This is a genomic window from Pseudomonas sp. B5(2017) (assembly GCF_002112825.1).
GTDB lineage: Bacteria > Pseudomonadota > Gammaproteobacteria > Pseudomonadales > Pseudomonadaceae > Aquipseudomonas > Aquipseudomonas putida_Z.
On record NZ_NEIR01000007.1, the window covers coordinates 1 to 25,267 of the forward strand.

General features: G+C 61.5%; 25 protein-coding genes and 1 tRNA gene. 8 read left to right on the forward strand and 18 right to left on the reverse strand.

The window, feature by feature from the left end; translation table 11 throughout:
• Positions 1 to 151 precede the first annotated feature (151 nt).
• Positions 152 to 844, reverse strand: coding sequence for a uracil-DNA glycosylase (ung, locus tag CAG00_RS12020; protein ID WP_025340439.1), 693 nt, complete (start codon positions 842 to 844; stop codon positions 152 to 154).
• Positions 845 to 970: 126 nt separating this feature from the next.
• Here ung and CAG00_RS12025 point away from each other — a divergent pair, with 126 nt between their 5' ends.
• The gene (locus tag CAG00_RS12025) at positions 971 to 2,077 is read left to right on the forward strand and encodes an enoyl-CoA hydratase/isomerase family protein (RefSeq protein WP_085614238.1); all 1,107 of its coding nucleotides are present in this window, start codon (positions 971 to 973) and stop codon (positions 2,075 to 2,077) included.
• A 130-nt stretch (positions 2,078 to 2,207) separates the two neighbouring features.
• Here the strand turns inward: CAG00_RS12025 and CAG00_RS12030 are convergent, their stop codons facing one another.
• A complete protein-coding gene (locus CAG00_RS12030; RefSeq protein WP_025340441.1) occupies positions 2,208 to 2,660 on the reverse strand; it encodes a hypothetical protein in 453 nt (150 codons plus the stop codon).
• Positions 2,661 to 2,803: 143 nt separating this feature from the next.
• Here CAG00_RS12030 and CAG00_RS12035 point away from each other — a divergent pair, with 143 nt between their 5' ends.
• The 5 genes from CAG00_RS12035 to CAG00_RS12055 all read left to right on the forward strand — a co-directional run bounded on the left by CAG00_RS12035 (position 2,804) and on the right by CAG00_RS12055 (position 7,135).
• Positions 2,804 to 3,016, forward strand: a complete 213-nt coding sequence (locus CAG00_RS12035) for a cysteine-rich CWC family protein (protein WP_085664353.1) — start codon at positions 2,804 to 2,806, stop codon at positions 3,014 to 3,016.
• A 9-nt stretch (positions 3,017 to 3,025) separates the two neighbouring features.
• Positions 3,026 to 3,718, forward strand: coding sequence for a pseudouridine synthase (locus CAG00_RS12040; protein ID WP_085664354.1), 693 nt, complete (start codon positions 3,026 to 3,028; stop codon positions 3,716 to 3,718).
• Positions 3,719 to 4,167: 449 nt separating this feature from the next.
• Positions 4,168 to 5,055, forward strand: a complete 888-nt coding sequence (gene phaG, locus CAG00_RS12045; RefSeq protein WP_085614241.1) for a (R)-3-hydroxydecanoyl-ACP:CoA transacylase — start codon at positions 4,168 to 4,170, stop codon at positions 5,053 to 5,055.
• Positions 5,056 to 5,166: 111 nt separating this feature from the next.
• Positions 5,167 to 5,240 (forward strand) — tRNA-Gly (locus CAG00_RS12050).
• A 164-nt stretch (positions 5,241 to 5,404) separates the two neighbouring features.
• On the forward strand, positions 5,405 to 7,135 hold the full coding sequence (locus CAG00_RS12055; protein ID WP_025340444.1) for a SulP family inorganic anion transporter: 1,731 nt from the start codon (positions 5,405 to 5,407) through the stop codon (positions 7,133 to 7,135).
• Positions 7,136 to 7,166: 31 nt separating this feature from the next.
• Here the strand turns inward: CAG00_RS12055 and CAG00_RS12060 are convergent, their stop codons facing one another.
• Positions 7,167 to 8,234: a glycerophosphodiester phosphodiesterase family protein gene (locus CAG00_RS12060; RefSeq protein WP_085664355.1), complete on the reverse strand. Its 1,068-nt coding sequence runs from the start codon at positions 8,232 to 8,234 to the stop codon at positions 7,167 to 7,169.
• A 239-nt stretch (positions 8,235 to 8,473) separates the two neighbouring features.
• Between CAG00_RS12060 and CAG00_RS12065 the strand changes: the two genes are divergently transcribed.
• Positions 8,474 to 9,484 carry a DUF4917 family protein gene (locus CAG00_RS12065; RefSeq protein ID WP_085664356.1) on the forward strand — a complete coding sequence of 337 codons (1,011 nt, stop codon included), beginning with the start codon at positions 8,474 to 8,476 and terminating at the stop codon, positions 9,482 to 9,484.
• A gap of 151 nt (positions 9,485 to 9,635) precedes the next feature.
• Here the strand turns inward: CAG00_RS12065 and CAG00_RS12070 are convergent, their stop codons facing one another.
• The 14 genes from CAG00_RS12070 to CAG00_RS12135 all read right to left on the reverse strand — a co-directional run bounded on the left by CAG00_RS12070 (position 9,636) and on the right by CAG00_RS12135 (position 22,434).
• Positions 9,636 to 10,679, reverse strand: coding sequence for a lipopolysaccharide assembly protein LapB (locus CAG00_RS12070; protein ID WP_085664357.1), 1,044 nt, complete (start codon positions 10,677 to 10,679; stop codon positions 9,636 to 9,638).
• Position 10,680: 1 nt separating this feature from the next.
• Positions 10,681 to 11,649, reverse strand: a complete 969-nt coding sequence (locus tag CAG00_RS12075) for a type II secretion system F family protein (RefSeq protein ID WP_085664492.1) — start codon at positions 11,647 to 11,649, stop codon at positions 10,681 to 10,683.
• Positions 11,650 to 11,675: 26 nt separating this feature from the next.
• Positions 11,676 to 12,662, reverse strand: coding sequence for a type II secretion system F family protein (locus CAG00_RS12080; protein WP_085664358.1), 987 nt, complete (start codon positions 12,660 to 12,662; stop codon positions 11,676 to 11,678).
• A complete protein-coding gene (locus CAG00_RS12085) occupies positions 12,659 to 14,101 on the reverse strand; it encodes a CpaF family protein (RefSeq protein WP_085664359.1) in 1,443 nt (480 codons plus the stop codon). The genes CAG00_RS12080 and CAG00_RS12085 overlap by 4 nt, the downstream gene beginning before the upstream one ends.
• Before the next feature lie 3 nt (positions 14,102 to 14,104).
• On the reverse strand, positions 14,105 to 15,322 hold the full coding sequence (locus CAG00_RS12090) for an AAA family ATPase (protein WP_085664360.1): 1,218 nt from the start codon (positions 15,320 to 15,322) through the stop codon (positions 14,105 to 14,107).
• Positions 15,316 to 15,819, reverse strand: coding sequence for a TadE/TadG family type IV pilus assembly protein (locus CAG00_RS12095; RefSeq protein WP_085664361.1), 504 nt, complete (start codon positions 15,817 to 15,819; stop codon positions 15,316 to 15,318). The genes CAG00_RS12090 and CAG00_RS12095 overlap by 7 nt, the downstream gene beginning before the upstream one ends.
• Positions 15,819 to 16,289 (reverse strand): TadE/TadG family type IV pilus assembly protein, encoded by a 471-nt coding sequence (locus tag CAG00_RS12100; protein WP_085664362.1) that lies wholly within the window; start codon positions 16,287 to 16,289, stop codon positions 15,819 to 15,821. The genes CAG00_RS12095 and CAG00_RS12100 overlap by 1 nt, the downstream gene beginning before the upstream one ends.
• Before the next feature lie 9 nt (positions 16,290 to 16,298).
• Positions 16,299 to 17,642, reverse strand: a complete 1,344-nt coding sequence (locus CAG00_RS12105) for a TadE/TadG family type IV pilus assembly protein (protein ID WP_085664493.1) — start codon at positions 17,640 to 17,642, stop codon at positions 16,299 to 16,301.
• An 11-nt stretch (positions 17,643 to 17,653) separates the two neighbouring features.
• Positions 17,654 to 17,935, reverse strand: a complete 282-nt coding sequence (locus CAG00_RS12110) for a hypothetical protein (protein ID WP_085664363.1) — start codon at positions 17,933 to 17,935, stop codon at positions 17,654 to 17,656.
• A gap of 15 nt (positions 17,936 to 17,950) precedes the next feature.
• On the reverse strand, positions 17,951 to 19,438 hold the full coding sequence (locus CAG00_RS12115) for a type II and III secretion system protein family protein (RefSeq protein WP_085664364.1): 1,488 nt from the start codon (positions 19,436 to 19,438) through the stop codon (positions 17,951 to 17,953).
• Positions 19,439 to 19,525: 87 nt separating this feature from the next.
• Positions 19,526 to 20,332 carry a Flp pilus assembly protein CpaB gene (gene cpaB, locus CAG00_RS12120; protein ID WP_085664365.1) on the reverse strand — a complete coding sequence of 269 codons (807 nt, stop codon included), beginning with the start codon at positions 20,330 to 20,332 and terminating at the stop codon, positions 19,526 to 19,528.
• Positions 20,333 to 20,344: 12 nt separating this feature from the next.
• Entirely contained in the window at positions 20,345 to 21,679 is a 1,335-nt protein-coding gene (locus tag CAG00_RS12125; protein ID WP_085664366.1) for an AAA family ATPase, read from the reverse strand.
• A gap of 15 nt (positions 21,680 to 21,694) precedes the next feature.
• Positions 21,695 to 22,213 (reverse strand): prepilin peptidase, encoded by a 519-nt coding sequence (locus tag CAG00_RS12130; RefSeq protein ID WP_085664367.1) that lies wholly within the window; start codon positions 22,211 to 22,213, stop codon positions 21,695 to 21,697.
• Positions 22,214 to 22,242: 29 nt separating this feature from the next.
• Positions 22,243 to 22,434: a Flp family type IVb pilin gene (locus CAG00_RS12135; RefSeq protein WP_085664368.1), complete on the reverse strand. Its 192-nt coding sequence runs from the start codon at positions 22,432 to 22,434 to the stop codon at positions 22,243 to 22,245.
• Between the two features lie 448 nt (positions 22,435 to 22,882).
• On the opposite strand from CAG00_RS12135, the gene CAG00_RS12140 reads away from it, so the two are divergent.
• Entirely contained in the window at positions 22,883 to 23,761 is an 879-nt protein-coding gene (locus CAG00_RS12140) for a DNA-binding response regulator (RefSeq protein ID WP_085664369.1), read from the forward strand.
• A gap of 4 nt (positions 23,762 to 23,765) precedes the next feature.
• Here the strand turns inward: CAG00_RS12140 and CAG00_RS12145 are convergent, their stop codons facing one another.
• On the reverse strand, positions 23,766 to 24,989 hold the full coding sequence (locus tag CAG00_RS12145; protein WP_085664370.1) for an SAM-dependent methyltransferase: 1,224 nt from the start codon (positions 24,987 to 24,989) through the stop codon (positions 23,766 to 23,768).
• Positions 24,990 to 25,267 lie beyond the last annotated feature (278 nt).

Genomic DNA, 25,267 nt, shown 5'->3' on the forward strand with positions numbered 1-25,267 from the left:
TAGGTAAGCGGTGATAGCCGTGAGCTTGAACTGCTCTGTGTATTTACCCATAGATCCCCCAAGGGTTGGATTGGTGTCCAACTTCTTGGGGGCAGTCCAAACTGTGGGAGCGGGTTCACCCGCGAAGCAGGCAACGCGTTCTTTCAGGTGATCACAACGGTGGCAACGCCCAGTTGATCGGCGCCAGCCCGCGCTGCTGTAGGAAACTGTTGGTCCGGCTGAAATGCCCGCACCCCAGGAACCCACGGTAAGCCGACAACGGCGATGGGTGCACCGATTTCAGCACCAGGTGCTTGGTCCCGTCGATCAGCTTCTGCTTGCTTTGCGCATGCGAGCCCCACAGCAGGAACACCACGTTCGGGCACTGCTCGCTGACCACCTGGATGACCCGGTCGGTAAAGAACTCCCAGCCCTTCTTGGCATGCGACGCGGCATTGGCGCGCTCCACGGTCATGGTCGTGTTGAGCAACAGCACGCCCTGCTCGGCCCAGCTCTGCAGGTAGCCATGGTTGGCAATCGGGATGTTCAGGTCGCGCTGCAGCTCCTTGTAGATGTTGACCAGCGACGGTGGCGTGGCCACGCCCGGCTGCACCGAGAAGCACAGGCCATGCGCCTGGCCCGGCCCGTGGTACGGGTCCTGGCCGAGGATGACCACCTTCACCTGGTCCAGCGGCGTCGAGTTGAGCGCATTGAAGATCAGCGGCCCTGGCGGGTAGATCTCTTTGCCGGCGGCGTACTCGCCGCGCAGGAACTCGCGCAGCTGATGCATGTAGGGCTGGTCGAATTCGGCGCGCAAGGCGGCCTTCCAGCTGGGTTCGAGTTTGATGCGATCGTCGTCAGTCATGGGGCCTTCCATAAACAATGGCGCGACACTAGGTAAGCCCTTCCCGCTTGTCAAACGATCCGACCGACGACCGGCATGTTCGGCCAGGCAAGCCATACTTGTCCGATGACTTGCGCGAGGTAGTCCATGACCATTCACTGCGAGGTACTCACCGGCGCCGATGGCGCCCGCATCGGCATCGCCACCCTGGATGCGCCCAAGGCGCTCAATGCCCTGAACCTGCCGATGATCGAGGTATTGGGCGAACAGTTGCACGCCTGGGCTCGCGACCCAGGGATCGTTTGCGTGCTGCTGCGCGGCAACGGTGCCAAGGCCTTCTGTGCCGGCGGTGATGTGCGTGCGCTGGTGCAAGCCTGCCGCGACCACCCCGGCAGCGTACCCCCGCTGGCCGCCACCTTCTTCGCCGCAGAATATCGCCTGGACTTTGCCCTGCACATCTATCCCAAGCCGCTGCTGTGCTGGGGGCACGGGCATGTGCTGGGCGGCGGCATGGGCCTGCTGCAGGGCGCCAATGTACGTATCGTCACCCCCAGCAGTCGGCTGGCCATGCCGGAAATCAGCATCGGCCTGTACCCGGACGTGGGCGCCAGCTGGTTCCTTGCCCGCCTGCCGGGCAAGCTGGGGTTGTTCCTCGGCCTGACAGGCGCGCCGATCAATGCCCACGACGCCTTGGACCTGGGCCTGGCCGACCGCTTTCTGGGTGAGTACCAGCAAGAGGCGCTGATCGAAGAACTGCTGCAACTGAACTGGCAGGAACAGACTGCCCTGCAACTGAACAGCCTGCTCAAGGCCGAACAGCACCGCGCCTGCGCCGAGTTGCCCGAGGCCCAGTGGCTGCCGCGGCGACAGGTAATCGATCAGTTGCTCGACGTGGCCGACGCAGCCGCCGCCTGGCGTGCGCTGGAGGGGCTCAAGCACCACGACGACCCGCTGCTGGCAGATGCCGGCCAACGGTTGCATGAAGGTTGCCCGCTGACCGCACACCTGGTGTGGGAACAGATCCGCCGGGCACGGCACCTGTCGTTGGCGCAGGTGTTTCAGATGGAGTACAGCATGAGCCTGAACTGCTGCCGCCACCCGGAATTCAGCGAAGGCGTGCGTGCGCGCTTGCTGGACAAGGACAACCAGCCGCACTGGCACTGGCCCGATGTGGCGCAAGTGCCGGCGGCGGTGGTGGAGGCGCATTTTGCCAAGGTGTGGGAGGGGCGGCATCCGCTGGCGGATCTCGGGTAGCTTCGAGAAGTTGGGGCTGCCTTGCAGCCCATCGCGACACAAGGCCGCTCCTACAAGCGGATCGCGGTCCCCTGCAGGAGCGGCCTTGCGTCGCGAAAGGGGCGCAACGCGCCCCCGATTTTCAATTCACCTACCGCTGCCAGTTCCCTCCTTGCCCATGCCCACGCCGCCCGTCCCCGCGCCGGTCACCATCCCCCCGCCCGTTGGAGTGCCAACGGTCATTCTGCTGGTAGCGCTGGCTGCCACCGCGATAATCATGACGGTCCCGGTCGCGCCCATAGTCATACCGCTGGCGGTTGCCATAGTCATAGCGTGGGTTGCCATGCCACTGCTTCATCCCCGGCTGTGGATGAGACCGGTAGTGAGGCGCTGGCGCCGAGCGGTAGTAGTAGCGCGGCGCCGGCTGGTAGTAATAGCGCTGTTGCGGCGTTACGTAATAGCGGTCATAGCGGTAATAATCCGGTGATACATAACGGTCGGAGTAGTAGTGGTCCGACCGGTAATAGCCCCCGCTCTCGTAGTACGGAACGCAGGCGGAAGTCATCAGCCCCAGCAGGGCGATCAACAGGATTCGATAGGACATGGCGGCCTCCTGGACCGCTGGAGTGCCCGAACAGCGGCGCTGGCGAGCATCGATGCGAAATGCGATCATCGACATTGAATAAGACAGTGCCGCCAAGGTGCAGTGCCATTTCTGCAACAATTTGATACAGGTGAGTGGCAGCCATGCCCGACAACCAGCACTGCCCCGCTTGTGGCGCCCTCAACCAGTGCAGCCTGGCCGACCCGCTCCGGGCCACCCAGGCCTGCTGGTGTTACAGCGTGACCATCGACCCTGCCGTGCTCGAGGCCCTGCCCGCCGATCTGCGAGACAAAGCCTGCCTGTGCCCGCGCTGCGCCGCCGTCGAAGAACAACTTCGCTCCCCCGCTTCCGACTGACCGTTTGCCATGCGCCTCGACCGTTTCCTCGCCAACCTGCCCAGCCACAACCGCCAGCAAGTCCGCCTGATGCTGGCGCAACGCCGCGTGCGGGTGGATGGCCAGGTGGTCAGCGACCCGCTGGCCGAGGTGCGTGAATTCAGCCGGGTGGAGCTGGACAACCAGCTGCTGCAGGCTGGCCGCCCGGCGCGCTACCTGATGCTGCACAAGCCCGCTGGCTGCGTCAGCGCCACCCAGGACCCGCAACACCGCACCGTGCTCGACCTGCTGCCCGCCGCGTTGCGTGAGGACCTGCACATTGCCGGGCGCCTGGACTTCAACACCACCGGCCTGATGATCCTGACCAACGATGGCCAATGGTCACGGCGGCTTACCCAGCCCACGACCAAGCTGCCCAAGCACTACCTGGTGGAAACCGAGGACGAGATTGGCGAGCACTATGTGGCCAAGTTCCTGGAGGGCTTCTACTTCGCCTTCGAAGATCTCACCACCCTGCCCGCCCAGCTGGACATCCTCGGGCCGCGCCAGGCGCGGCTGGCAATCGTCGAAGGGCGCTATCACCAGGTGAAGCGCATGTTCGGCCATTTCGACAACAAGGTGGTGGGGTTGCATCGGGAGAGCATGGGGGCGATCCGGCTGGACCCGGGGTTGGCGCCGGGGGCGTTTCGTGAGCTGACGGCGGATGAAATAGCGACGGTCTAGGTTGGCTGTTCCGGCCTCTTCGCGGGCTCGCCCGCTCCCACTGGTACACCACAGGCCTCCGGGCTGGAGTTACCCCTGTGGGAGCGGGCGAGCCCGCGAAGAGGCCGGAACAGACAGATCAGGGTCGTCATACGACCGCTCAGCGACAAAAGTCACATTTTCCCCCGAACGGCACTTGCGGGATCCCCGACCCACTGCTTGAATCCAAATCGTCAGTCTGCATGTGACTACCAAGTCACACCCGCAGTCGAAGACACCTTTTGCCGGCCACCCAGGGCCTCGATGCCTTGGGGCACGGCAAATTGCCCGCCAAAAACAATACCGTCGACGCAAGTGCCAAGGATCGACACAGGGCCCCCCCGGTATCTCTTCAGGCAAATGCCTACCTGTCATAAAGAACGTGCACCCTAGGTGACGCGAATACCCTTTTTGCGCCAGGAGTCGATGACATGAGGCCAGAAATCGCTGTACTTGATATCCAAGGTCAGTATCGGGTTTACACGGAGTTCTATCGCGCGGATGCGGCCGAGAATACGATCATTTTGATCAATGGCTCGCTGGCCACCACGGCCTCGTTCGCCCAGACGGTACGTAACCTGCACCCGCAGTTCAACGTAGTACTGTTCGACCAGCCATACGCGGGCAAATCCAAGCCGCACAATCGCCAGGAACGCTTTATCAGCAAGGAGACCGAAGCGCATATTCTCCTCGAGCTGATCGAGCACTTCCAGGCAGACCACGTGATGTCGTTCTCGTGGGGTGGCGCAAGTACGCTGCTGGCGCTGGCGCACCAGCCGCGGGGCGTGAAGAAGGCAGTGGTGAGTTCTTTCTCGCCGGTGATCAACGAACCGATGCGGGACTACCTGGACCGTGGTTGCCAGTACCTGGCCGCCTGCGACCGCTATCAGGTCGGTAACCTGGTCAACGACACCATCGGCAAGCACCTGCCGTCACTGTTCAAGCGCTTCAACTACCGCCACGTCAGCAGCCTGGACAGCCACGAGTACGCGCAGATGCACTTCCACATCAACGAGGTGCTGCAACATGACCTGGAGCGGGCGCTGGATGGTGCACGCAATATCGACATCCCGGTGCTGTTCATCAACGGCGACCGCGACGAGTACACCACGGTCGAAGATGCGCGGCAGTTCAGCAAGCACGTGGGCCGCAGCCATTTCAGCGTGATCCGCGATGCAGGCCACTTCCTGGACATGGAAAACAAGACCGCTTGCGAGAACACCCGCAGCGTCATGCTGGGGTTCCTGAAGCCAACCATGCGTGAACCTCGTCACCGTTACCAGCCTGTAAAACAGGGGCAGCATGCATTGGCCATCTGAGCAGCTCGGCGCCCTGTGGATGAGACCCGCAAGCCAGGGGGCGCCGACAAGCTTTTTTATAACTTGGGCTTCTAATTCGTTGAGGGTTCTGGTAAAAAGTGCTGCGCAAACGCGGGTATAGTTTAGTGGCAAAACGAAAGCTTCCCAAGCTTTAGTTGAGGGTTCGATTCCCTCTACCCGCTCCACATCGCATTCCCGCATGGCGTTCCCGCAACGTCATCGCTGTCAAAAGGAGTCCAGGCTCCTTTTTTCGTTTCTCCCCCTCCCTTTGACCTGCCCCATGGCCATTTGCCTGCCGATCCGCTTCAATGCGTGGATGGATTCGTGAAGCATTTCGAAAGGACGACGCATGTTTCTCTCCCGCTGGCTACCGGGCCTTGCCAACCTGCTGCACTACCGCCGCGAGTGGTTCCACGCCGACCTGCAGGCCGGCCTCTCGGTGGCGGCGATCCAGATTCCCATTGCCATCGCCTACGCGCAGATCGTCGGCCTGCCGCCGCAGTACGGCCTGTACGCCTGTGTGCTGCCGATGATGGTCTACGCCCTGATCGGCAGCTCGCGCCAGCTGATGGTAGGCCCTGACGCCGCCACCTGCGCGATGATCGCCGGCGCCGTGGCGCCGTTGGCCATGGGCGAGCCGCACCGGATTGCCGAACTGTCGGTGATCGTCACCTTGCTGGTCGGGGTAATGCTGATCGCGGCCGGGGTGGCCCGGGCCGGGTTCATCGCCAGCTTCTTCTCGCGGCCGATCCTGATCGGCTATCTCAACGGTATCGGCCTGAGCCTGATCGCCGGGCAGTTGTCCAAAGTGGTGGGGTTCAAGATCGAGGGTGACGGCTTCATCCTCAGCCTGATCAACTTCTTCCAGCGCCTGGGCGAAATCCACTGGGTGACGCTGCTCATCGGCCTCGCCGCACTGGGCCTGCTGATCTGGCTGCCACGGCGCTACCCCCGCCTGCCTGCGGCGCTGACGGTAGTGGCGCTGTTCATGCTGCTGGTCGGCCTGTTCGGCCTCGACCGCTTCGGCGTCGCCATTCTCGGCCCGGTGCCTGCCGGCATCCCGCAGCTGGCCTGGCCACACAGTAACCTGGCAGAAATGAAAAGCCTGCTGCGCGACGCCTTGGGTATCGCCACCGTCAGCTTCTGCAGCGCCATGCTCACCGCACGCAGCTTTGCCGCCCGGCACGGCTACGCGATCAACGCCAACCACGAATTCGTCGCCCTGGGCGTAAGCAACCTGGCTGCCGGTGTTTCCCAGGGCTTTGCCATCAGCGGCGCAGACTCGCGCACGGCGGTCAACGACATGGTCGGTGGCAAGAGCCAGCTGGTGGGCATCATCGCCGCGCTGGTCATCGCCCTGATCCTGCTGTTCTTCACCGCACCGATGGCGTGGATCCCGCAGGCCGCGCTGGGCGCCGTGCTGCTGATGGCCGGCTGGGGGCTGATCGACATCAAGTCGCTGGGGCACATTCGCCGCCTGAGCCGCTTCGAGTTCTGGCTGTGCCTGCTGACCACGGTCGGCGTGCTGAGCCTGGGCGTACTGCCCGGTATCGTGTTTGCCGTGACCCTGGCGATCCTGCGCCTGCTGTACAGCATCTATCAGCCCACCGATGCGGTGCTGGGCTGGCTGCCGGGCACCGAAGGCCAGGTGGACATCCGCAAACACAAGGATGCCCGCACCGTGCCAGGCCTGGTGGTGTACCGCTTCGACGACGCGATCCTGTTCTTCAACGCCGACTACTTCAAGATGCGCCTGCTCGAGGCGGTGCAGAGCCAGGACCAGCCCAAGGCCGTGCTGTTCGATGCCGAAGCGGTAACCAGCATCGACGTCAGCGGTATCGCCGCCCTGCGCGAAGTGCGCGACACCCTGGCCGCCCAGGGCATCTTCTTCGCCATCGCCCGCGCCCGCGGCACCTTCCTGCGCATGCTGGTGCGCTCGGGGATGGCCCGCGAGATGGAAGACAAACTGCTGTTCGGCTCGGTGCGGGCGGGCATTCGCGCCTATCGGGTTTGGCGTAACAGGAGTCGCAGTGAGAGGACACCTGCACAAGTTCAGGATCCGACGCAGGTCCCTTTGTAGGAGCAACCTAGTGCCAGTACGCATGCATTCATCAGTATCCCAACCTCTCCAGCATCACCACCTCAGGCTCCGCCGGACGCTGATAGAACCGTAGCAACGCCCCCGTGCGGTTGGTAAAGATCCCGTCGACACCCGCCTTCATCGCCTTGTCGAAGTCCACCGGTTCGTCGAGGGTGTACGCATGCACCAGCAAATCCCGCGCCTGGCTGGCCTGGTTCATCCAGGGCTGGATCAGGTCGGCATAGCTCTGTTCGCCCAGATGAGTGCGCATGGCAGAAGGCCCCGTACCGACCGCACCGCCCTGCCTGGCCTGATCGAGCCAGCGCAGGAATTCTGCCTGGTCCTTCGGCTGCTGACGGGCATAGAACGCGGCCTTGTCGGTTTCACCCGAGTCAGCGAAATCCTGCCCGGAAGCGGGCTCGATGGTTTTTGTCCCCACCCACAGCAGGAGTACCTTCGGCACCTGCGGCATGGCCTCGTGCAGCAACGCCAGGCTGTTGCGGTCGAAGGTCTGCAACACCACACGGCCTGGCCGGTCGAGCCAGCCGCGGGCTGCGAGGCGCGCCTTCAGGTCCTGCTCGATACCCGGGAACTGCTTGGGGACCTTGGTCTCGATGTACAACCCGGGGTGCCGCTCGGGGTTGCCTTCAGCGATGTCGATGACCTCGTCCAGGGTGAGGATCGGCAGTTTGCGGAAAGAAGCCCGGGCGCGCGCCGGGTAGGCCTGGTTGAACCAGCTGCCAGCATCCAGCGACTTCAGTTCGGCGAGCGTGAAGGCGCTGACCGGGCTGTCCTTTCGCTCCGGGAAGCGCTCGGCGACATCGCTGGTACGCGACAGCACATCGTCATGGACCACCACCAGCACGCCGTCACTGCTGCGTTGCAGGTCGAGTTCCAGGTAGTCGGCGCCCTGGTCGCGGGCCAGCAGGTATGCTGGGGTGGTGGATTCCGGGGCATCGTATGAGGCGCCGCGGTGGGCGATCACCGCCGGGTGCGCAATGCCGTGGGCGGTGGCCAGGGCCTTGCCATTGCTGGCGGAAGCGGCCGATACAGAGAGCAAAGCGGTCAAAGCCAAGAAACTGAACATGGGATTGCGCATGGATAAGTCCTTTATCGTTCTGTGAACCTTGCGCTGCCTGTTCTGGCCTCTTCTCGGGCACGCCCGCTCCCACAGGTACTGCACTGAATTCAAGGGCAGTGTGATTCCTGTGGGAGCGGGCGTGCCCGCGAAGGGGCCGGCATTGCCGACACAAGGCCCTTGCCTGGATACAACCCTCGCACACCTTGCATGACATGCTAAAGTCGCCCCCGTTCCCGCTCCACCCAACGGACCCCAGCATGCCCGCACTAGACGCTACCCTCACCCCCTGGCCGGAACTCGCCGCCCGCCACCCTTGCGACGCCCTGCTGCTGGGCAACGGCGCCAGCCGCGTGCTGTGGAAGCCGTTCGGCTACTTCTCGCTGTTCGAGGAAGCGCAACGTGCCGGCCGCAAGAAAGGCCTGGCCGTGAGCGACCAGGCACTGTTCAAGTCGCTGGGTACGGAACTGTTCGAGCCGGTGCTCAGCGCCCTCAACACCACCGTGCGCACCAACGCCGCGCTGGCCATCAACTCCACCGCGCCGCTGAACCGCTACTACTCGATCAAGGAAGCGCTGATACACGCCGTACGCACGGTGCACCTGCCGTGGCCACTCATGCCGGCCACGACCCTGGCAACCCTCAACCAGGCCCTGCGCGGCTACCGCAGCGTCTACACCAGCAACTACGACCTGCTGCTACCGTGGGCCGTGCAACACGCCCCGCACGGCTTCGCCGAACTGTTCGACGAGCAAGGCTTCTTCGACGTGCGCCGCACCAACGGCGAAGGCACGCGGGTGCTGCATCTGCATGGCGGCCTGCACCTGCTCAAGCTGCCCGACGGCACCACCCGCCAACGCAGCGCCGACAGCGCCGAACTGCTCGATGGTTTTGCCGTGAACATCCCGGGCGAAGTGCCGCTGTTCATCAACGAAGACCGCAGCGACGAGAAACTGCGCGCCATCCGCAACTCTGACTACCTGGGCTGGTGCCTGGGGCAACTGGCGCGGGAAAGCCAGGGGCTATGCCTGTTCGGGCTGCACCTGGACAGCAGTGACCAGCATCTGCTCGAAGCCATCCGACAGGCCCGACCGATGCATCTGTCGATTGCCATAAGGCCGTTGAGCGAGGCATCGGTGATCAACCAGAAGCAGCATTTTGTCGACAGGTTCGGGGATATGCCCGGGACCGTGCTGTATTTCTTCGATGCCAGTACGCATCCGTTGGGGCAAGCAGCGTTGGCTATTGAAGCACCGCTCACCCACAGGTGAAGTGGACCAATTGGGGGCCGCTTTGCGGCCCATCGCCGGCAAGCCAGCTCCCACAGGGATCGCGCAACTCCTGATTCTGCGCGGTGCCTGTGGGAGCTGGCTTGCCGGCGATGGGCTGCGTAGCAGCCCCGTTTACGCTATCTGTCAGGCATCAGGGCGCCGACGCGGTTGTCACCTGCACGGCCGGGCCAACTGCAACCGGCTCGGGCATCGCGACATCGCCGCCCAGCTGGCGGATCTGCCGAATCTGCTGGACCCTGTTCAGGTTTTCCCAGGCGACGGGATAGTGCCCCGGCGACAAGTCGATCGCGCTGCGGAAGAACTGCTCAGCCACATCCAGCTTGCCTTCCACCAGGCAGACATAGCCGACATCATTGCTGGCCTCGGCACGCTTTTCGACCTGTTCGAAGGCAGACACCGCCTCCTCATAGCGCCCCATGCGAGCCAGCAGCAACCCATAGTTGCGCCAAAGCGGTTTGTAGGTGCCGTCGTAGCTCACACCACGCTTGTACCGGAGCTCGGCATCGGCCCATTGCCCGGCCATGTAGTAGGAATACCCCAGGCTGTTCTGCACCAACGCCGAACGGGGGTCGATGAGCTCGGCCAGGCGGTAGTAGGTCTGCGCCTCGGCGAAGTTGTCGGCCAGATCCGCGAGCACCCCCAGCCCGTTGTAGGCCTTGAGTGGTGACTTGCTGTCGACCCTGAGCGCAGCCGCCCCTGTCTGGGTATTGGCTGGGTCCTTGGCAAAGCGTTTCTGATCCACGGCAACTGCCTTCAAAAGCATCACCTTGGCTTGCTCATGTTTACGCATGGACAGGTTCAGCAGGCCCATTTCCGTCAGGGCATCGGGGTTTTCAGGTGCCTTGCTCAGTACCTCGGTGAAGGCCATCTCGGCAAGCTGGTTATTGCCCCGTTCGCGGTGGATACGACCAACCCAGACCAGGGCCTCATAACGTTCGGGCGCCAGCTCGAGGACGCGCAGGTACTGGTACAGCGCCTGGTCCAGGTCACCGGCCTGGTAAGCCATAGCAGCCATCTGCATCGCCTGGTCGGGCGAGTTGCTCTGCGACTGCACCTGATAGAGCACCGAATTGCCAGCGGAGTAGACAGAACGCACCCCATTCAAGTCTGGCCCCGTGCTCTGGCAACCCGAGAGCACGGCTATCATGGTCAACAGCAAGCTGATCCTGTTCATGTCATAGCTTCCCGAACATTCTAAGTATCCCGATGATCACCGGGCCGATGGCAACCAGAAAAAAGCTTGGCCACAGACAGAAAATTAGCGGAAAAACCAGCTTTGTTCCGATTTTCGCGCCCATTTCCTCGGCGGCCTGCATACGTCGGTCACGAAACTCCTCGGCATAGATGCGCAAGGTGGCCGCTACGCTGGTACCGAAGCGGATGCTCTGGGCCAAGAGGCTGACCAAGCCTTGAATGTCTTCCAGACCGGTGCGATCCGCCAATTGCCTGAGCGCCTCGGTACTGGAAATGCCGGCTCGGATCTGCGCATTGACCAAGGCCAGCTCCTCGGCCAGCTCGGCCTGGCTGACCGCCATTTCTTCGGCCACCCGCTCGATCGCCTGGGGCAACGCCAGGCCCGACTCCACGCAAACCACCATCAGGTCCAGGGCATCAGGAAAGGCCGCACGCAACCGCTCCTGCCGAGCCTTTTTGCGCTTTTCGACATACACTGCCGGCAGCAGCCATCCAACGGCAGCCCCCATGAGCACCACAGCGAGGATCTTGGTCGAAGAAAGGTTGGGAACCAGTGGCAGTGTCAACAGCGAGGCACCAACCAATATCAACGGCAACAGCAAACGCACCGCCCAATACACCTGTACCGCTGACGTCGAGCCGTAACCCGCGTGGGTCAGCAGGGTTCGGGTGGTTGACACCTCCCCCTCCGCAGACGGGCCAAGGCGCCGTCCGACCCGCTCCAGTAAAAGCTGCAGATTGCCTGGTGCCTCTCGACCAACTCCAACGCTGGCGTGACCACGTTTGATCAATGCAAGACGGCGTTGCAGAGGGCTCTGCAGCCCCAGCACCAGTAACGTCACAGTGATCACCGCAATGACCGTGCTCATCCCGATCGCACCAACGACCAGCAGGCGAGTCAGTGCTTCATTGTCCGTGACCTGACTCAACAAACCGAGCAAATAGTCCATGACCGACGCCCCCATGCGAGAACTGCCTAAACCTGGATACGAATGATTTTACGAATCCAGAAAATCCCCACCAACATCGAGCCAAAAGCCCCCATGATCAGCTTTTGCCCAACGGGGTCCTTGACCAGCAACGTCAAGTACGCAGGGTTCATGACAACGATCGCAGCCGCCAATACGAAGGGTATGGCTATCAGCACCCAGGCTGACATTCGCCCCTCGGCCGACATTGTCTTGACTTTGCGCTGAAAGCGGAAACGCCCGCGGATCAGGTTGCTCAGACGCTCCAGCACTTCGGTCAGGTTACCGCCGGTCTCGCGGTGAATGAGGATCGAGGTCACCAGCATCATCACCGTCATGCTTGGCATCCGCTCCAGAAGGCCAAGCATGGCCCTGCGCACATCATTACCGTAGTTGATATCGGCGAAAGTCAGACCGAATTCATGCGCCACCGGTCCCTTGTGTTCATCTGCCACCAAACGCAGGGTTTCATTGAAGGGGTGCCCGGCGCGCAATGCCCGACACATGGCTTCCAGCGCATCCGGCAAACCCTCCTCGAACTTGGCGAAGCGCCTGCCACGGTCATGGGAGATTTTCAGCAGCGGTAGCCAGAACGCCACGAATGCTACCGCCAGCGCCAACCACCAGTATGGAAAGAACAGCCAGGCCAGCATTCCGGCAGCCGCTGCCAGCACGAACCCCAGCAGCAGTACCCTATAGGCCCGATAATCATGCCCGGCCTGCTCGATCAGTTGCGTCAGCGTCGCCATGAAGGGCAATTGCTCGAGTCGCGCCTCCAGCGGCGACAGGCGTGTCAGGTACTTCTGCCGCAGCACGGTCTGCATGTTCGGCAGATGGCTTGCCCGCTCCAGTATCACCAGTCGGCTGCGGATACGTTTGCGTACTTTGCCAGCCTCACCGAATACCGGCACCACCAACCCTTGGCTGAGGAGAAACACGGCAACGAACACCATGCCCAGAAACGCCAGGATATATTCAGCGGGTATCTGGCTCATGATTGACGACCCTCCATCCATTCCGGCCTGAACATTGTCAGCGGCAACTCGATCCCGCGCTTGGCCAAAGAATCGCGAAACGCCGGGACCATGCCACTTGGCCGGAAGTCACCAAGCACCTGGCCCTGCTCGCCCAGGCCATTGCGGACGAACGAGAATATCTCGGTCATGGTGATGATTTCGCCCTCCATGCCGTTGATCTCCTGCACACTGACCAACCGCCGCTTGCCGTCTTCCTGTCGCTCCAGCTGGATCACCACATCGATGGCCGATGCGATTTGCTGGCGCATGGCCTTGATCGGAAATGTAGCGCCAGACATCAAGACCATGTTCTCGACCCGGCCCAACGCATCGCGCGCGGTGTTGGCGTGGATGGTAGTCAGTGAACCATCGTGACCAGTGTTCATCGCCGTCAGCATGTCCAGCGCCTCGGCACCACGCACCTCGCCGATCACGATACGGTCGGGGCGCATCCGCAGGCTGTTGCGCACCAGCTCACGCTGGCCCACCTCCCCGCGCCCCTCGATATTCGCCGGCCGTGTTTCCAGGCGCACCACATGCGGCTGCTGCAGTTGCAGTTCGGCCGAGTCCTCGATGGTGACGATGCGCTCGTTATGCGGAATGAAACTGGACAGCACATTGAGCATGGTGGTCTTGCCGCAGCCGGTGCCGCCGGAGATCAGCACGTTCAGCCGGCCCCGCACGATCGCCTTGAGCAGCAAGGCGATGGCCGGCGTCAGCGCCCCCGCCTGGATCAGGCTGTCGGTATTGAGCAGGTCCACCGCAAAGCGGCGGATGGAGATGCTCGGCCCGTCGATGGCCAGCGGCGGGATGATCGCATTGACCCGTGAACCGTCCTTGAGCCGTGCATCGACCAACGGCGAAGACTCGTCGATACGCCGGCCGAGGCTGGAGACGATGCGGTCGATGATGTTCAGCAGGTGCTGATCATCGCGAAATCGCACATCGGTGCGCTGCAACTTGCCGAACCGTTCGACGTATACCGAGTCATGCCCGTTGACCAGGATGTCGGACACCGTATGGTCGGCCAGCAGTGGCTCCAGCGGGCCAAGGCCAAGCACTTCGTCGGTGATCTGCTTGATGATCAACTGGCGGCTGGCAGAGCTCACCGGCGCCGAATGCTCATCGAGCAGACGCTGGCAGATATCGCGGATCTGCCGCACGGCCTCGGCCTGCTCGAGCGAATCGAGCAAGGACAGGTCCATGACCTTCAGCAGTTGCTGATAGGTCTTCTCCCGCCACTCGGCTTCCACCGATGTGACCTGGCTTTTCGTTTCAAACAGAACATCCGGTACCGAATGTTCCCACGCCATCAGCGCCTCTGCCGGGTCCTTCGCGCCGCCCCCCTGCTTCGACTGCGTCGATGCCTCGGAGGTGACTGCCGTTTTGCGCAAACGGTTACGGAAATCGCTAAGCATGGTTCACCCCCGAAAAACACGCTTGAAGGCGCGTTTGAACAGTCCCGTATCAGTGTCCACCTGCTTGCCAACCAATTCCTCGGCCAGCCCACGCAGCGCCTGGGTGATCGCGGAGCGAGGTGCTTGCAGGCCTAATGGCACACCCGTGTTCTGGCTCTGGTTGATAACGCTGAAGTCATTCGGCAGTTTCACGATATTGGTGCAGCGCAGCGCCTCGCCGATATCCTTGAGGCTGACCGGCGCCGCCTTGTCGTAGCGGTTGACCACCACCTCCAGCTGATTGCCGCGTACGCCTAGGTCATCGCGCAGAATGCGCGCCAGGGAACTGGCGTCGCGCAGGTGGTTGACGCTCTGCTGCACCACGACGTACACCCGGTCGGCCTGCTCCAGCACCGAAGCGGTGATGTGATCGATCTGCCGCGGCAAGTCCGCCACTACCCAGTCATAGTTGGAGCGCGCCAGCTGCAGCAGCGCATCGAGCTGTTCGGCATGGACATCCTGCGGCAGGCACAGCTCATTGGCGCGGCTGCCAAGCACATGCAAGGACGGGCTGAAATGGCTGCAGAAGCCGCGCAGTGCAACACCATCCATTTCTTTTATCTGCTGCAACACGTCCAGTTGGCTGTGCGACTGCGCCACATCCAGATGATGCGACACGCTGCCAAACTGCAGGTCCAGGTCAAGCAACAGGGTGTTGCCCTTGAGGCTGAGCTGATGCGCCAGGTTGCAGGCCAGCACAGTGCCGCCGGAGCCACCCTTGGCATTCATCACCGCGATCAGTTTCCCTGTCGCCGTGCTGTTGGTCTGGGTTTCCATGACCATACGGTTCAAGGCAGCGATAAGCTCCGTGGCAACGATAGGCTCTGGCAGAAAATCGCGCGCACCTGCCTGCATCGCCAGGCGCATGCCTTCCCGATCGTCCAGCAGGCCACACACCAAAAGCGGCGGGCGCTCATGGGCCGGGCGTTGCAACAGGGCCGCCAGTTCCTCACGCCACAGCTGACCAACGCGCAGCAGCAGGAAATCGGGCATCCGGTCCAACCCATAAAGCGGGTCGCAATGCCCATTGCTCACCTGGCGAACATTTACCTCCAGACCAGAGATGCGCTGACAGATTTCTTGCAACTGGCGCAAGGCCAGGGCGTCGGAGCTGCTGATCAACAGACGCATCCCGGGCCTGATGGAGGTAGCGGATACGGAAGATTCCCTAAGATTCAGCATGGCGTGATCTCCGGTACGACATCCGCCTCGGTATGACGCCCGAGGCTCTCGCGAGGTAGGGTCGCCTTGAATACTGGCAAGGTAATGGGCACGCCAAAACCTGGAATAAACAGGCTGAATTGAAAGTTCTGCAGTGTCAGCTGCACATAGCGGACAGCGGCAAACCCGGTGGCGCTCACCAGATCCCCGGGGTTGGCTACCGGCGCACCGTTCTTGTCCAGGTAGCGCAGGGTCAGGTCCGAGGTGTCCAGGTTGGACAGCAGGCTGCTGGCGCCACTGTTGCCCGCGCTGTTGAATATCGCCCGGCGCAGTACCACCGGGTCGCTGATGTTACAAACCGCTGCCAGGCGCGCTCCACGCCGTACGGACTCATTCAACATATTCACGGTGTAGTACAGACGGCCTATTTCCAACACCCCGAACAACAGCGTGAACAGCAATGTGCTGATGATGGCGAACTCCACCACGTAAACGCCCTGCATGCTCCTGCGCTTCATCACAGTGCCCTCATCACGGTGGTGGCGACCAACGGGAAGTTCAGCGTCATGCCGTTGCCAATGAACGCCGGAATGCCGTTGGCGATCAGCGGGGAAAAGACCGTGCTGATGGTCACCTGCACGTGGTCGTTGGTGCCCGCCACCGTAGCCACCTGCACGGTGGTGTTGGCCGGCATCCCGGTCAGGCTGCAAGGCGGCGCGGAAGGCGCACCGTGCACCGCCACGTACTTGGTCATGCACTCGAGGTCGGCGCTCACCTCGACCTTGCCAAGGGTCGAGTTCCAAGCCTGGCTGGCGACAAAGCGCGCAGCATCCCGGCTGCCCTGCAGCAGGCTGTTGTACTGGTAAAGCATGCGGCCAAATTCGCCGAAAGCCAGCAAGGTCAGGAGCAACAGTGGCAGGGTGATGGTGAACTCGACGATTGCCACCCCTTGCTGACGCTGCGCACGCTTGAGCCGATAGAGTTCCATGACACGCTCCTAGGAGTCGGTGCTCGGTGTGCCACTGCCACTGATAAAGGTTTTGTACAGCTGGATGATCTGCGGACCGGAATCGTCCTGCGGCGTAGGCCCAGGCACGCCGTCACCCTCGCATTGCTTGACGAACTGGCCGAAGATCTGCGAATCCCCACCCGAGTTGTCGGCCGGCTGCACTACGTAGAAGCAACCGAAACCGATGACCGGAATCGATGATGCCCCCGAGTTCTTGCCAGAGCAGTCGCCCACCACGATCTTCAGCATCCGCCGCTCGAAAACTCCGTTCGACTGACACCCCGCTCCCCCACCTCCGACACATGCAGCTGTCTGCGCGGCATAGTCGTTGTAGTCGAACAGCGGAGTACCGCCAGCAGACAGGTTGCCATTGCTCGAAGTGACGACTTGGCCCTGGTGCTCCACCTGGTGAGGCGTTGTTTTGTCGTTATACTTCATCACCGGATTGCTATAGGTCGTCACCAGGTCGGGCGGGTAGTCCGAACTCTTCAACGACCCGGAGTACTCGCCGAATCGCGTATTCAGACCTTTGACGGAAGGGCCAACCGTGTTACCAGGCTTGGTGGCGACGTTGTCACCAACATTGCGGCATACCGAACCGCCGCCGGCCATCAGGTCGCCAATGGTCTTGCCGCCAGAGCCAAAGTCGAGCAACTGGAAGTTACCCGGGCCAATCGGGTCGCTGTTCTTGGAAGCAGATTTCAAGACCTCCAGGTCACCAAAACGATACCCCCAGAACATGCCGGTATCCGGGTTGTATTGAGCCGGGTTGCCACAGACCAACAGCGGTGCAAGATCACAGGGGCTAGTCGGGCTCGGCCCGGCGGTAGCAATTGCCGTCACACTCTTGGCGGCGGAACCCTCGGTGATTGACTGGGCAAAGTTCCAGAAAAAGCCAGCCAGTGAGTAATTCGCTACCGAGACCCGTACATAGGAGGCATTGGCCGGCCCCGGGTAGGAGAAAGGCCCATAGACATTGTCAGCCAGCTCCACCACCGCGAATCCGCCAGGATTACCGCCGATTGCCGTCGCCAGTTCCTGATTGCCGGTTGCACTGGCGTTTTTTTGCAAGGTAGAGAGCGCGGCATCGCGCGTGGTACTGGCAGCATTGCCAGCGCCCATCACCTGGCTAAGGGTCTTGGCGCCACTGAGGGCGGCGGCGTCCACGGCATTCTGCAGTCGGGTCTTGTTCAACAACATGTGACCGCCATCGAGCACCAACGCTGCCATCATCAGTATCGCCAACAGGGCGATCACAATGATGACAGTCACTACCCCCCGCTGTTGCCCTGGTGGCGCAGTGAACATCCGTTGAGTTCGAGGAGTCATGATCACACCCTCAATCAGCGAGTTGAATCAGTAACTTGGATCTGGATCGGCTGGCCGACCTGCTGCGCATCGCCAGTCGCCCCCCGATAACCATTCATCACCTTCTCCAGCAACGGCCCATCGGCGCCGACGGCAGGCAGTTCGGTGCCTGGATTGGCGGCCACCTGTTTGTCGGCAATCTGCTGGTAGGTTGTCTGGTAGACGCTGTAACCCAGCGGGCCGACGCGCCCCTCGTCGTACGACATGCAACCGGACAACCCCGACAGCAGCGCGCAACACACGATCATGGTTCTCATGCTGGTTCTCTCCGATCAATTCAGATCATGGCCAAAGTTGCCACCGCTGACGCCGAGGCTGACGGGCACCGAGCGCCCGGGCTCACTGCTCTTGGTCTTGCCAAGCAGGTAGAAGTCCAGGTCACTGGGTTCGACAAATTTCTCGGTGGGCAGGCGCACCGCCTTGGCATCCACAGGCTTGGCGAGGTGCGGCGTCACCAGGATCACCAGTTCGGTTTCACCGTTGATGAACGACTGGCTGCGGAACAGGTGCCCGAGTATCGGCAGGTCCCCCAGCCCGGGGAAACGGCTGACGAAATCGCGGGTGTTTTCACTGATCAGACCGGCGATGGCGATGGTCTGGCCATTGCCCAGTTCGACCGTGGACTCGGCGCTGCGCTTGGTCAGCGACGGGATGACCTGGGTAACACCATCGCCCAGAATGCTGTTCAGGCCAGTGTCGAGTACCAGCGAGTTGACGTTGGAAAGCTCGCTCACCGAGACATTCAGGTTGAGGTTGATGCGCCCGGATTCGAGCACCACCGGCAGGAACTTCACGCCGACACCGAATTCCTTGTATTCGATGGTGATGCCATCATCCTCGGTGATCGGGATCGGGAACTCGCCACCAGAAATGAATTCCGCCTGCTGGCCGGTAAGAGTGGTGAGGGTGGGCTCGGCCAGCACCTTGGCCGAACCATTGTCCTTGGACGCCTCCAGCACCACGTTGAAGAGGAAATCGTCGGACAGGAACTGGGCGAACAAGCCTTTGCCGCCTCCAATCAGCGAACCTGGCGAAAGGATCGACCCGCCGCCTGGAGTCAGGCCCAGTCCTTGACCATTGTTGAACCCGCCACCGCTCCAGTTGCCGGATGAGCCAAGGGCATTGAAGCGCACGTTGAGGTTCTTGATCAGGCTGCGCTGCATCTCGGCCACTTTCACTTCCAACATCACCTGCTGGCTGCCACCGACGCTGAGCAGGTTGATCACCTCCAGCGACTGGGCCGGTGCCACCTCGGCAGCTTCACCCTTGCCTTGGACCACACTCGAGGTTTGCGCGGCATAGGTCTTGGCCACTTTCATCGCTGTGTCCATGGCCGCGGCACTACGCACCTGGCCACGCAGTACCAACGCGCCCTGGGCGCTGAACACCTCGATGTTCTCCTCGGGCAGCAGCTGGTGCAGTTTGGTCTTCAGCCCGGTGAGGTCATGCACGACCTCCACATCCAGGGTCTCGATCAAGCGGTTGTTGCTGTCCCACAACAGCACGTTGGTAGTGCCCAGGGAACGGCCGAGCAGGTAGAGCTGGGTCGGGCTGGTGATCAGGATATCGGCGATATCCGGGTTGCCGACCGAGATTTTCCTCACCGGCGTACGAGCGCTGATCGTCCGCGACTTGTAGATGGGCACCTGGACCATATTGGTGTTGGCCGCCGGCATGGCGCTGTATCCCGATCCCGGTTCTGCAGCCTGCGTCACACCGACGAACAGCAGCTGCGTACCCAGCCCGCACAACAGGTACATCCCTAGTCTCTGCAAAGTATTCATGCACAACTCCTTGCGAGGTATTCTTGTTCCTGCCGAAGGTTAGCCATTCGGACGCCAGCCGCCTTAAAACCTTGCTTTCGCTACTTCAACTTCAGTCCCGCGGATGATGGTGACCGAGCCAACGCCACTGCTGCGGTTGGCCACCGGCCTGGGTTGCGGCTTGACCACAGACGGCGGGGTCGGCACGACAGCGGCAACGGCTTGCGGTTGCTTCTGGGCATCCAGCGGGTTACGCAGGGCTAACTGCAACTTCCCTTCCGATTGCGCCTTGACCAGCACCTCTGCCTCTTTGGCCGACATTTCCAGGGTCACCGCACGCACCACCACCGGTTGGGTCTTGTCCGTCCCCGCCGTCTGGTCAACAGCCAATACCCGCAAGTCCTGGAGGATGGTCCTGGATTCGGAGTCATTACTGCTGCCATCGCTGCGCTTGGTCGCCAGTACATCTACCCGGTTGCCCGGCAACAGGAACCCGCCCACCCCGACCACGTCATCCACACGCACCGAAATGGCTCGTTTGTCAGGGGCTATCAACGAAGCCAGGGTACTGCCACCCATGTGCTCAGCCACGCGTGCGCTGCGCAGCACATCGCCGCGCAGCATGGCGAAAGTCGCAATCTTTCCAACCACCTTTTCATTGCTGTCGAAAGCATCGTCAGGTACCGCATCCTTGGGCATGCGCACGATGGCGACCTGCTGGGCCTCGATCATCTGCCCGAACGGGATCTCTACCGTGGCGACCACCACATTCTTCATGTTGTCATCCGGGGCGGCGTTGAGCCGACCATTGAGCCAGTTGTTGGCCATCAAGGCGGCGCCAAGCCCCAGGGTCAGGGAAACGGCAATCAGGGTAAGCGTACGGGCGCTCATGTCTGCATCTCCTTATCCAAGGAAGTCGATCTGGACGAAGTAGCTACGCCAGGCCCATTCCAGCTCCTGCGGCGACAGCGGACCATCACCGCCCAGGTAACGCTGGCGGTCGACCGCCATGTTAAGCAGGTCGCGAGGGTGGCAGGGCACTAGCGGCACGCCTTCAACCTCGTACAGTGCCTGTAGTGCATGACGCAACAGAGACGGGTCGTAAGCCAGGCCCAGGCGTTCGCATTCCTGGCGCCAGATACGCTCGTACTCATCGACCTTCAGGTAGCTGAACTGCAGCTTGTAGCCGATGCGCCGCAAGAAGGCTTCGTCGGCCAGCTCCAGGGGGTTCAGGTTGGTGGAGAACACCAGCACCAGATCGAACGGCAGCTCGCAATGGCGCCCGCCACCCAGGTTGAGGAAGTCGCGCTTCTCTTCCATCGGCACGATCCAGCGGTTGAGCAGTTCGGCCGGGGCCATGCGCTGGCGCCCCATGTCGTCGATGATGAACAGGCCATTGCTGGCCTTGAGTTGCAGGGAGGCCTGGTACTGGCGGGTACTGGGATCGAAACGGACATCCAGTTGCTCCATGCCCAGTTCGCCGCCAGTAATCACCACCGGGCGTTTGCAGCGCACCAGCCGCCGGTCGATGCCTTCGTTGAGCAACAGGCTGGTAGGTTGGCTTTCTTCCTCCAGGCGCTGATGCACCTGAGGGTCGTACACCTCGATGACCGACTCGTTGATCTCGATGGCATGGGGTACCCAGATGGCCTCGGCGAACAGGCGGATCAGGCGGCTGCTGACATAGGTCTTGCCGGTGCCTGCTGGGCCGTAAATCATGATGGCGCGCCCGGAGTTCAACGCTACGCCCAGTTGATCGAGCATGCTCTCCGAGAGCACTACGCCAGCGAACGCCGCATGCATGTCCTGCGTACTGATGCGGCCATGGTGGATGGTCTGCAGCTTGAGCAGGTCACGGTAGGCACTTACCGGAAAGGGCGCCGCGCCGATGTAGCCGCTGCGCGCCAGTGCATCCCGGGCGGTACCGCGGCCGCGATCGGTCAGGCCGTATCGCAGCACCTGCCCCCCCGTTTGCACACCAACCTGGCCCAGTACTTCAACGCGGCCATCCTTGCGCAGAAAGGCCAGCACTTCCTCTACCACTGCACCGGTCAGCGCCAAGCGCTCAACCAGCCGCGACAGGTCCAGCGTACCGGCGTCGTGCAGATGCTTGCACAGCAAATCACCAAGAAAGCTTTCAGTCAGTCCAGTCTCACGGACAGTCCGCGGCTGTGGTGCAAGGCGCTGTACCGTTTCCCGATCATTGAAGTAAGCACTGCTGTCGCTGATCGCATACATGGCTAGCCTCCTGGGCTACCGACCGATATAAAGCCAATAGCCACTGGCCAGGGTTCCGAGCAAAATTGCCACGGAGTAAGGGAACGGCTTGCCGGCTACTTCATTTGCCGCCGGTGCCAAGTAAGCTCGTGCACTTGCTATCAGCCAATAGCGCGCCAAGGTTTGCTTTAGTTGGCCGCGAAACAGGACAATCAGCACACCGCACAGCGCACCGGCCATCAAGCTGAAAAAAACAGCCCACAACGCGCTGAATGGGGTCAGGAAACTACCGACCATGGCCATTAACTTGACATCGCCGGCAGCCATCCCGCCCAGAGCGTACATGGGCAACAAAACCGCAAAGCCGATCAGGGTGGCCAATGCCGCATTACCAAGCCCGTCGACCCCACTTGCATAGGCCTGGCTCATCAGGCCCAAAGCCAGTCCAACAACAATCAGTAGATTGGGAATGCGGTGGCAACGAAGGTCGCTCACCACCGCAATACCGAGCAGCACTAGCAACATGATTGAAGTAGACATCTGCTCAATGGACATCGCCCCATCCCCCAATTGCGTCAGGCTTGTTAGCAGGTGCCACCGGCCATGCAAGTCGACAACCTGCCGAGAGCAGAGGTTATGGCGGCCGCCAAAGTATCGAACGAGGCGGCAACAGCCAGAGTTACCAAGCCACCTGCCACGGCATATTCCACGATGGTCAGACCATCCTCATCTTTGACGAACTTCATAACCGAAGCCTTGATTGTTTGCAGAGTCATTTCGCTCACCTCGCTAAGGATATTTTTTTCTTCCCGGGCAGTGGCGTGTGCACTACCTGTTGGGAATCCTAGTCAGGGGGGGACCATAGTCGTTAGGAGATTTTTGCGAATCGCTAGGACTTTTTTGCGGCCATTGGCCATCATCGAAAAAGTGGGCAAGCCCACTAGTAAAACAGGCAGGAAACCCGAATATGAGAAGCACTTTCGTACGCATTTGCAGCCGGCTCAGGGAAAGGTTCTGGCACGTTTGTTCAAAGCCGACAAGCGGTCGTCATGAGCAGAGGCCAGACCAAATGCGGAACCTGTCTAACATCAGGGTTCTACAAAACGCATAGAACCCCTTAAGCAAAAACGATCTAAGGTAATAACCAAATTGCTCGGCGACTTAATAGTGTTTTGACAATACTGCTGCTCGTAGGGAAACTCCCCAGCATAAGGTTAAGTCACGATGTCTAACCCGGGCACAAAGCCGCTGTTGTTGTGGTTCGATCTGACACGCGATCATTCCACCGACGCGCTGATGGCACAGTTCAGTCATGTCTGCGATTGCAAACTGGCGAAGGCCGTGGCGCATTCCGAACGCCAGCAGGCAGACATGATCTGCATGCATTTCGATCGCCCCGACACCCTCAACCTCAACCTGCTGCTGGAAGTGAAACGCAACTCACCATCCATCCCGGTCACCATGTTCACCGTGCAGCACTCCGAAGAGTTGGCCGTCTGGGCCATGCGTTCGCGGGTCTGGGAGTATCTGGTATTGCCGCTGACAAGCGGTGAAAAAAGCCGCTACATCGATGTCCTCAAGCAGCTTTGCGACATACGCCGCGCCAGCAAGACCTCAGCCAATGCGCAGCGCATCGATCACCTTCCCTCCCTGCCGGACAGCATTCGCCTGACCGGCGAACACCACAAGCACCAGGCGCTCAGCAAGGTCATGCCGTACATCGACCAGCACTTTCGCGAATGTGTCGATCAAAAGGACCTCGCGCAGCGCTGCGGCATGACCACAGCCCGCTTCAGCCGCCTGTTCAAGGAAGTCAACGGCGTTGGGTTTCTGGATTACATCCTGAGCAAGCGCATGAACCTGGCCATGGACCTGCTCGTCAACAGCCAGATGCCGATTACCAGCATCGGCTATGAGGCCGGCTTCAAGGACCCGTCCTATTTCGCCCGAACCTTCAAGCAGGTCAGCAACTGCACGCCCAGCGAATACCGCCAGGCCCGCCAGCTCGAAGCGACGGCTAGCGAAACCGAGCCCTTGAAACGTACGAATGCGCCACTACTGGATAACGTGTTACCGAGTGCGGCGCTTCACAAGAGCCGCTGAAGAATCACACGCCAGGCAGCAACCCATCCCCTCGCAACAACGTCTCCAGGCAATGCTCCTGCACCCCGTAAAACGCCTTGAGCTGCCCGATCTTCTCCAGCAACGCGCTGTTGTCCCCTGCCTGGCGCCGCTTCACCGCAAGAATCATCTTGTTCTTGTTGGTGTGCTCCAGCGAGATGAACTCGAACACCTTGGTCTCGTACCCGCAGGCTTCCAGGTACAGCGCGCGCAGGCTGTCGGTCAGCATCTCGGCCTGCTGGCCCAGGTGCAGGCCGTACTGAAGCATCGGTTGCAACAACCCCGGGCTGTGCAGTTGCGGGCGGATCTGCTTGTGGCAGCACGGCGAGCACATGATGATCGCGGCGTTGCAGCGGATGCCGGTGTGGATGGCGTAGTCGGTGGCGATGTCGCAGGCATGCAGGGCAATCATCACTTCGATGGCCTCGGGCACCACGCTACGCACGTCACCACACTGGAACTCCAGGCCCGGGTGCTCCAGGCGCAAGGCGGCGGCGTTGCACAAGTCGACCATGTCCTGGCGCAGCTCGACGCCGGTTACCTGCGCTTCGCGGCCCAGGCTGTTGCGCAGGTAGTCGTGCATGGCAAAGGTCAGGTAGCCCTTGCCAGAGCCGAAGTCGGCTACCCGCAGCGCCTGCTCCGCCGGCACCGGGGCGCTGGCCAGGGCGTGGTCGAAGACTTCGATGAACTTGTTGATCTGCTTCCACTTGCGCGACATGGACGGGATCAGCGCGCCTTGTGCGTCAGTCACGCCGAGGTCACGCAGGAATGGCCGCGACAGCTCCAGATAGCGCTTCTTCTCGCGGTCATGGCCGCTGCTGCTGGCAGCCTCGCGCGGTGCTTGTGCGCCGTGGCGCTGGAGCATGGGCTTGCCCTTCTTGCTGAAGGTCAACTGCACTTCACCGTCGGCGTCGAACAGGTGCGCATTGCGGAAGCTGTCCGGCAGCAACTCGGCGACCAGCGCCTGGGCCTGGTCCAGCGCCAGGTTGCGGGTGATGTCGCGGGTCTGGTGGCGATAGACCAGCGACAGGCACCGCTGGCCCTTGACCTGCAACGGCTTGGCAATGATCCGTTGCAAGGTCTGGTCGGCACCGACATGGCGCGCCAATACCAGTTTGACCAAGGTATTGCCATGCAGGGCGGCGTTCAGCAGGTCGAGAAACTGGGTGCGCGCATCCGGCGCGGATGGGGCAGAAGAACTGGCGGACATGGAAAAACGGTGCCTCGGGTAGCGGGGAGCGCATGGCGCAATGCACGCATTCTACAGGGTGGCTAACTTCCTGTGGGAGATCGCCCAGTCCTTTGGGCTGCGCTGTCGCGTAGAGAACTGAATTCGCAAGCGGCACGCGTACCCTGTGGGAGCGGCTTTAGCCGCGAAGAATCCAACGCGGTGCATGGCACCGGCTGCGCCGGTGTTCGCGGCTAAAGCCGCTCCCAAAGAGTCCCTGCTAATTCAATGAGTTATGTGCAGTTCTATGGGCGCGTCAA

Bases quoted from the DNA above. Each gene is read 5' to 3' on its own strand.
- ung (WP_025340439.1), bottom strand. From the start codon at position 844: ATGACTGACGACGATCGCATCAAACTCGAACCCAGCTGGAAGGCCGCC.
- CAG00_RS12025 (WP_085614238.1), top strand. From the start codon at position 971: ATGACCATTCACTGCGAGGTACTCACCGGCGCCGATGGCGCCCGCATC.
- CAG00_RS12030 (WP_025340441.1), bottom strand. From the start codon at position 2,660: ATGTCCTATCGAATCCTGTTGATCGCCCTGCTGGGGCTGATGACTTCC.
- CAG00_RS12035 (WP_085664353.1), top strand. From the start codon at position 2,804: ATGCCCGACAACCAGCACTGCCCCGCTTGTGGCGCCCTCAACCAGTGC.
- CAG00_RS12040 (WP_085664354.1), top strand. From the start codon at position 3,026: ATGCGCCTCGACCGTTTCCTCGCCAACCTGCCCAGCCACAACCGCCAG.
- phaG (WP_085614241.1), top strand. From the start codon at position 4,168: ATGAGGCCAGAAATCGCTGTACTTGATATCCAAGGTCAGTATCGGGTT.
- CAG00_RS12055 (WP_025340444.1), top strand. From the start codon at position 5,405: ATGTTTCTCTCCCGCTGGCTACCGGGCCTTGCCAACCTGCTGCACTAC.
- CAG00_RS12060 (WP_085664355.1), bottom strand. From the start codon at position 8,234: ATGCGCAATCCCATGTTCAGTTTCTTGGCTTTGACCGCTTTGCTCTCT.
- CAG00_RS12065 (WP_085664356.1), top strand. From the start codon at position 8,474: ATGCCCGCACTAGACGCTACCCTCACCCCCTGGCCGGAACTCGCCGCC.
- CAG00_RS12070 (WP_085664357.1), bottom strand. From the start codon at position 10,679: ATGAACAGGATCAGCTTGCTGTTGACCATGATAGCCGTGCTCTCGGGT.
- CAG00_RS12075 (WP_085664492.1), bottom strand. From the start codon at position 11,649: ATGGACTATTTGCTCGGTTTGTTGAGTCAGGTCACGGACAATGAAGCA.
- CAG00_RS12080 (WP_085664358.1), bottom strand. From the start codon at position 12,662: ATGAGCCAGATACCCGCTGAATATATCCTGGCGTTTCTGGGCATGGTG.
- CAG00_RS12085 (WP_085664359.1), bottom strand. From the start codon at position 14,101: ATGCTTAGCGATTTCCGTAACCGTTTGCGCAAAACGGCAGTCACCTCC.
- CAG00_RS12090 (WP_085664360.1), bottom strand. From the start codon at position 15,322: ATGCTGAATCTTAGGGAATCTTCCGTATCCGCTACCTCCATCAGGCCC.
- CAG00_RS12095 (WP_085664361.1), bottom strand. From the start codon at position 15,819: ATGAAGCGCAGGAGCATGCAGGGCGTTTACGTGGTGGAGTTCGCCATC.
- CAG00_RS12100 (WP_085664362.1), bottom strand. From the start codon at position 16,289: ATGGAACTCTATCGGCTCAAGCGTGCGCAGCGTCAGCAAGGGGTGGCA.
- CAG00_RS12110 (WP_085664363.1), bottom strand. From the start codon at position 17,935: ATGAGAACCATGATCGTGTGTTGCGCGCTGCTGTCGGGGTTGTCCGGT.
- CAG00_RS12115 (WP_085664364.1), bottom strand. From the start codon at position 19,438: ATGTACCTGTTGTGCGGGCTGGGTACGCAGCTGCTGTTCGTCGGTGTG.
- cpaB (WP_085664365.1), bottom strand. From the start codon at position 20,332: ATGAGCGCCCGTACGCTTACCCTGATTGCCGTTTCCCTGACCCTGGGG.
- CAG00_RS12125 (WP_085664366.1), bottom strand. From the start codon at position 21,679: ATGTATGCGATCAGCGACAGCAGTGCTTACTTCAATGATCGGGAAACG.
- CAG00_RS12130 (WP_085664367.1), bottom strand. From the start codon at position 22,213: ATGTCCATTGAGCAGATGTCTACTTCAATCATGTTGCTAGTGCTGCTC.
- CAG00_RS12135 (WP_085664368.1), bottom strand. From the start codon at position 22,434: ATGACTCTGCAAACAATCAAGGCTTCGGTTATGAAGTTCGTCAAAGAT.
- CAG00_RS12140 (WP_085664369.1), top strand. From the start codon at position 22,883: ATGTCTAACCCGGGCACAAAGCCGCTGTTGTTGTGGTTCGATCTGACA.
- CAG00_RS12145 (WP_085664370.1), bottom strand. From the start codon at position 24,989: ATGTCCGCCAGTTCTTCTGCCCCATCCGCGCCGGATGCGCGCACCCAG.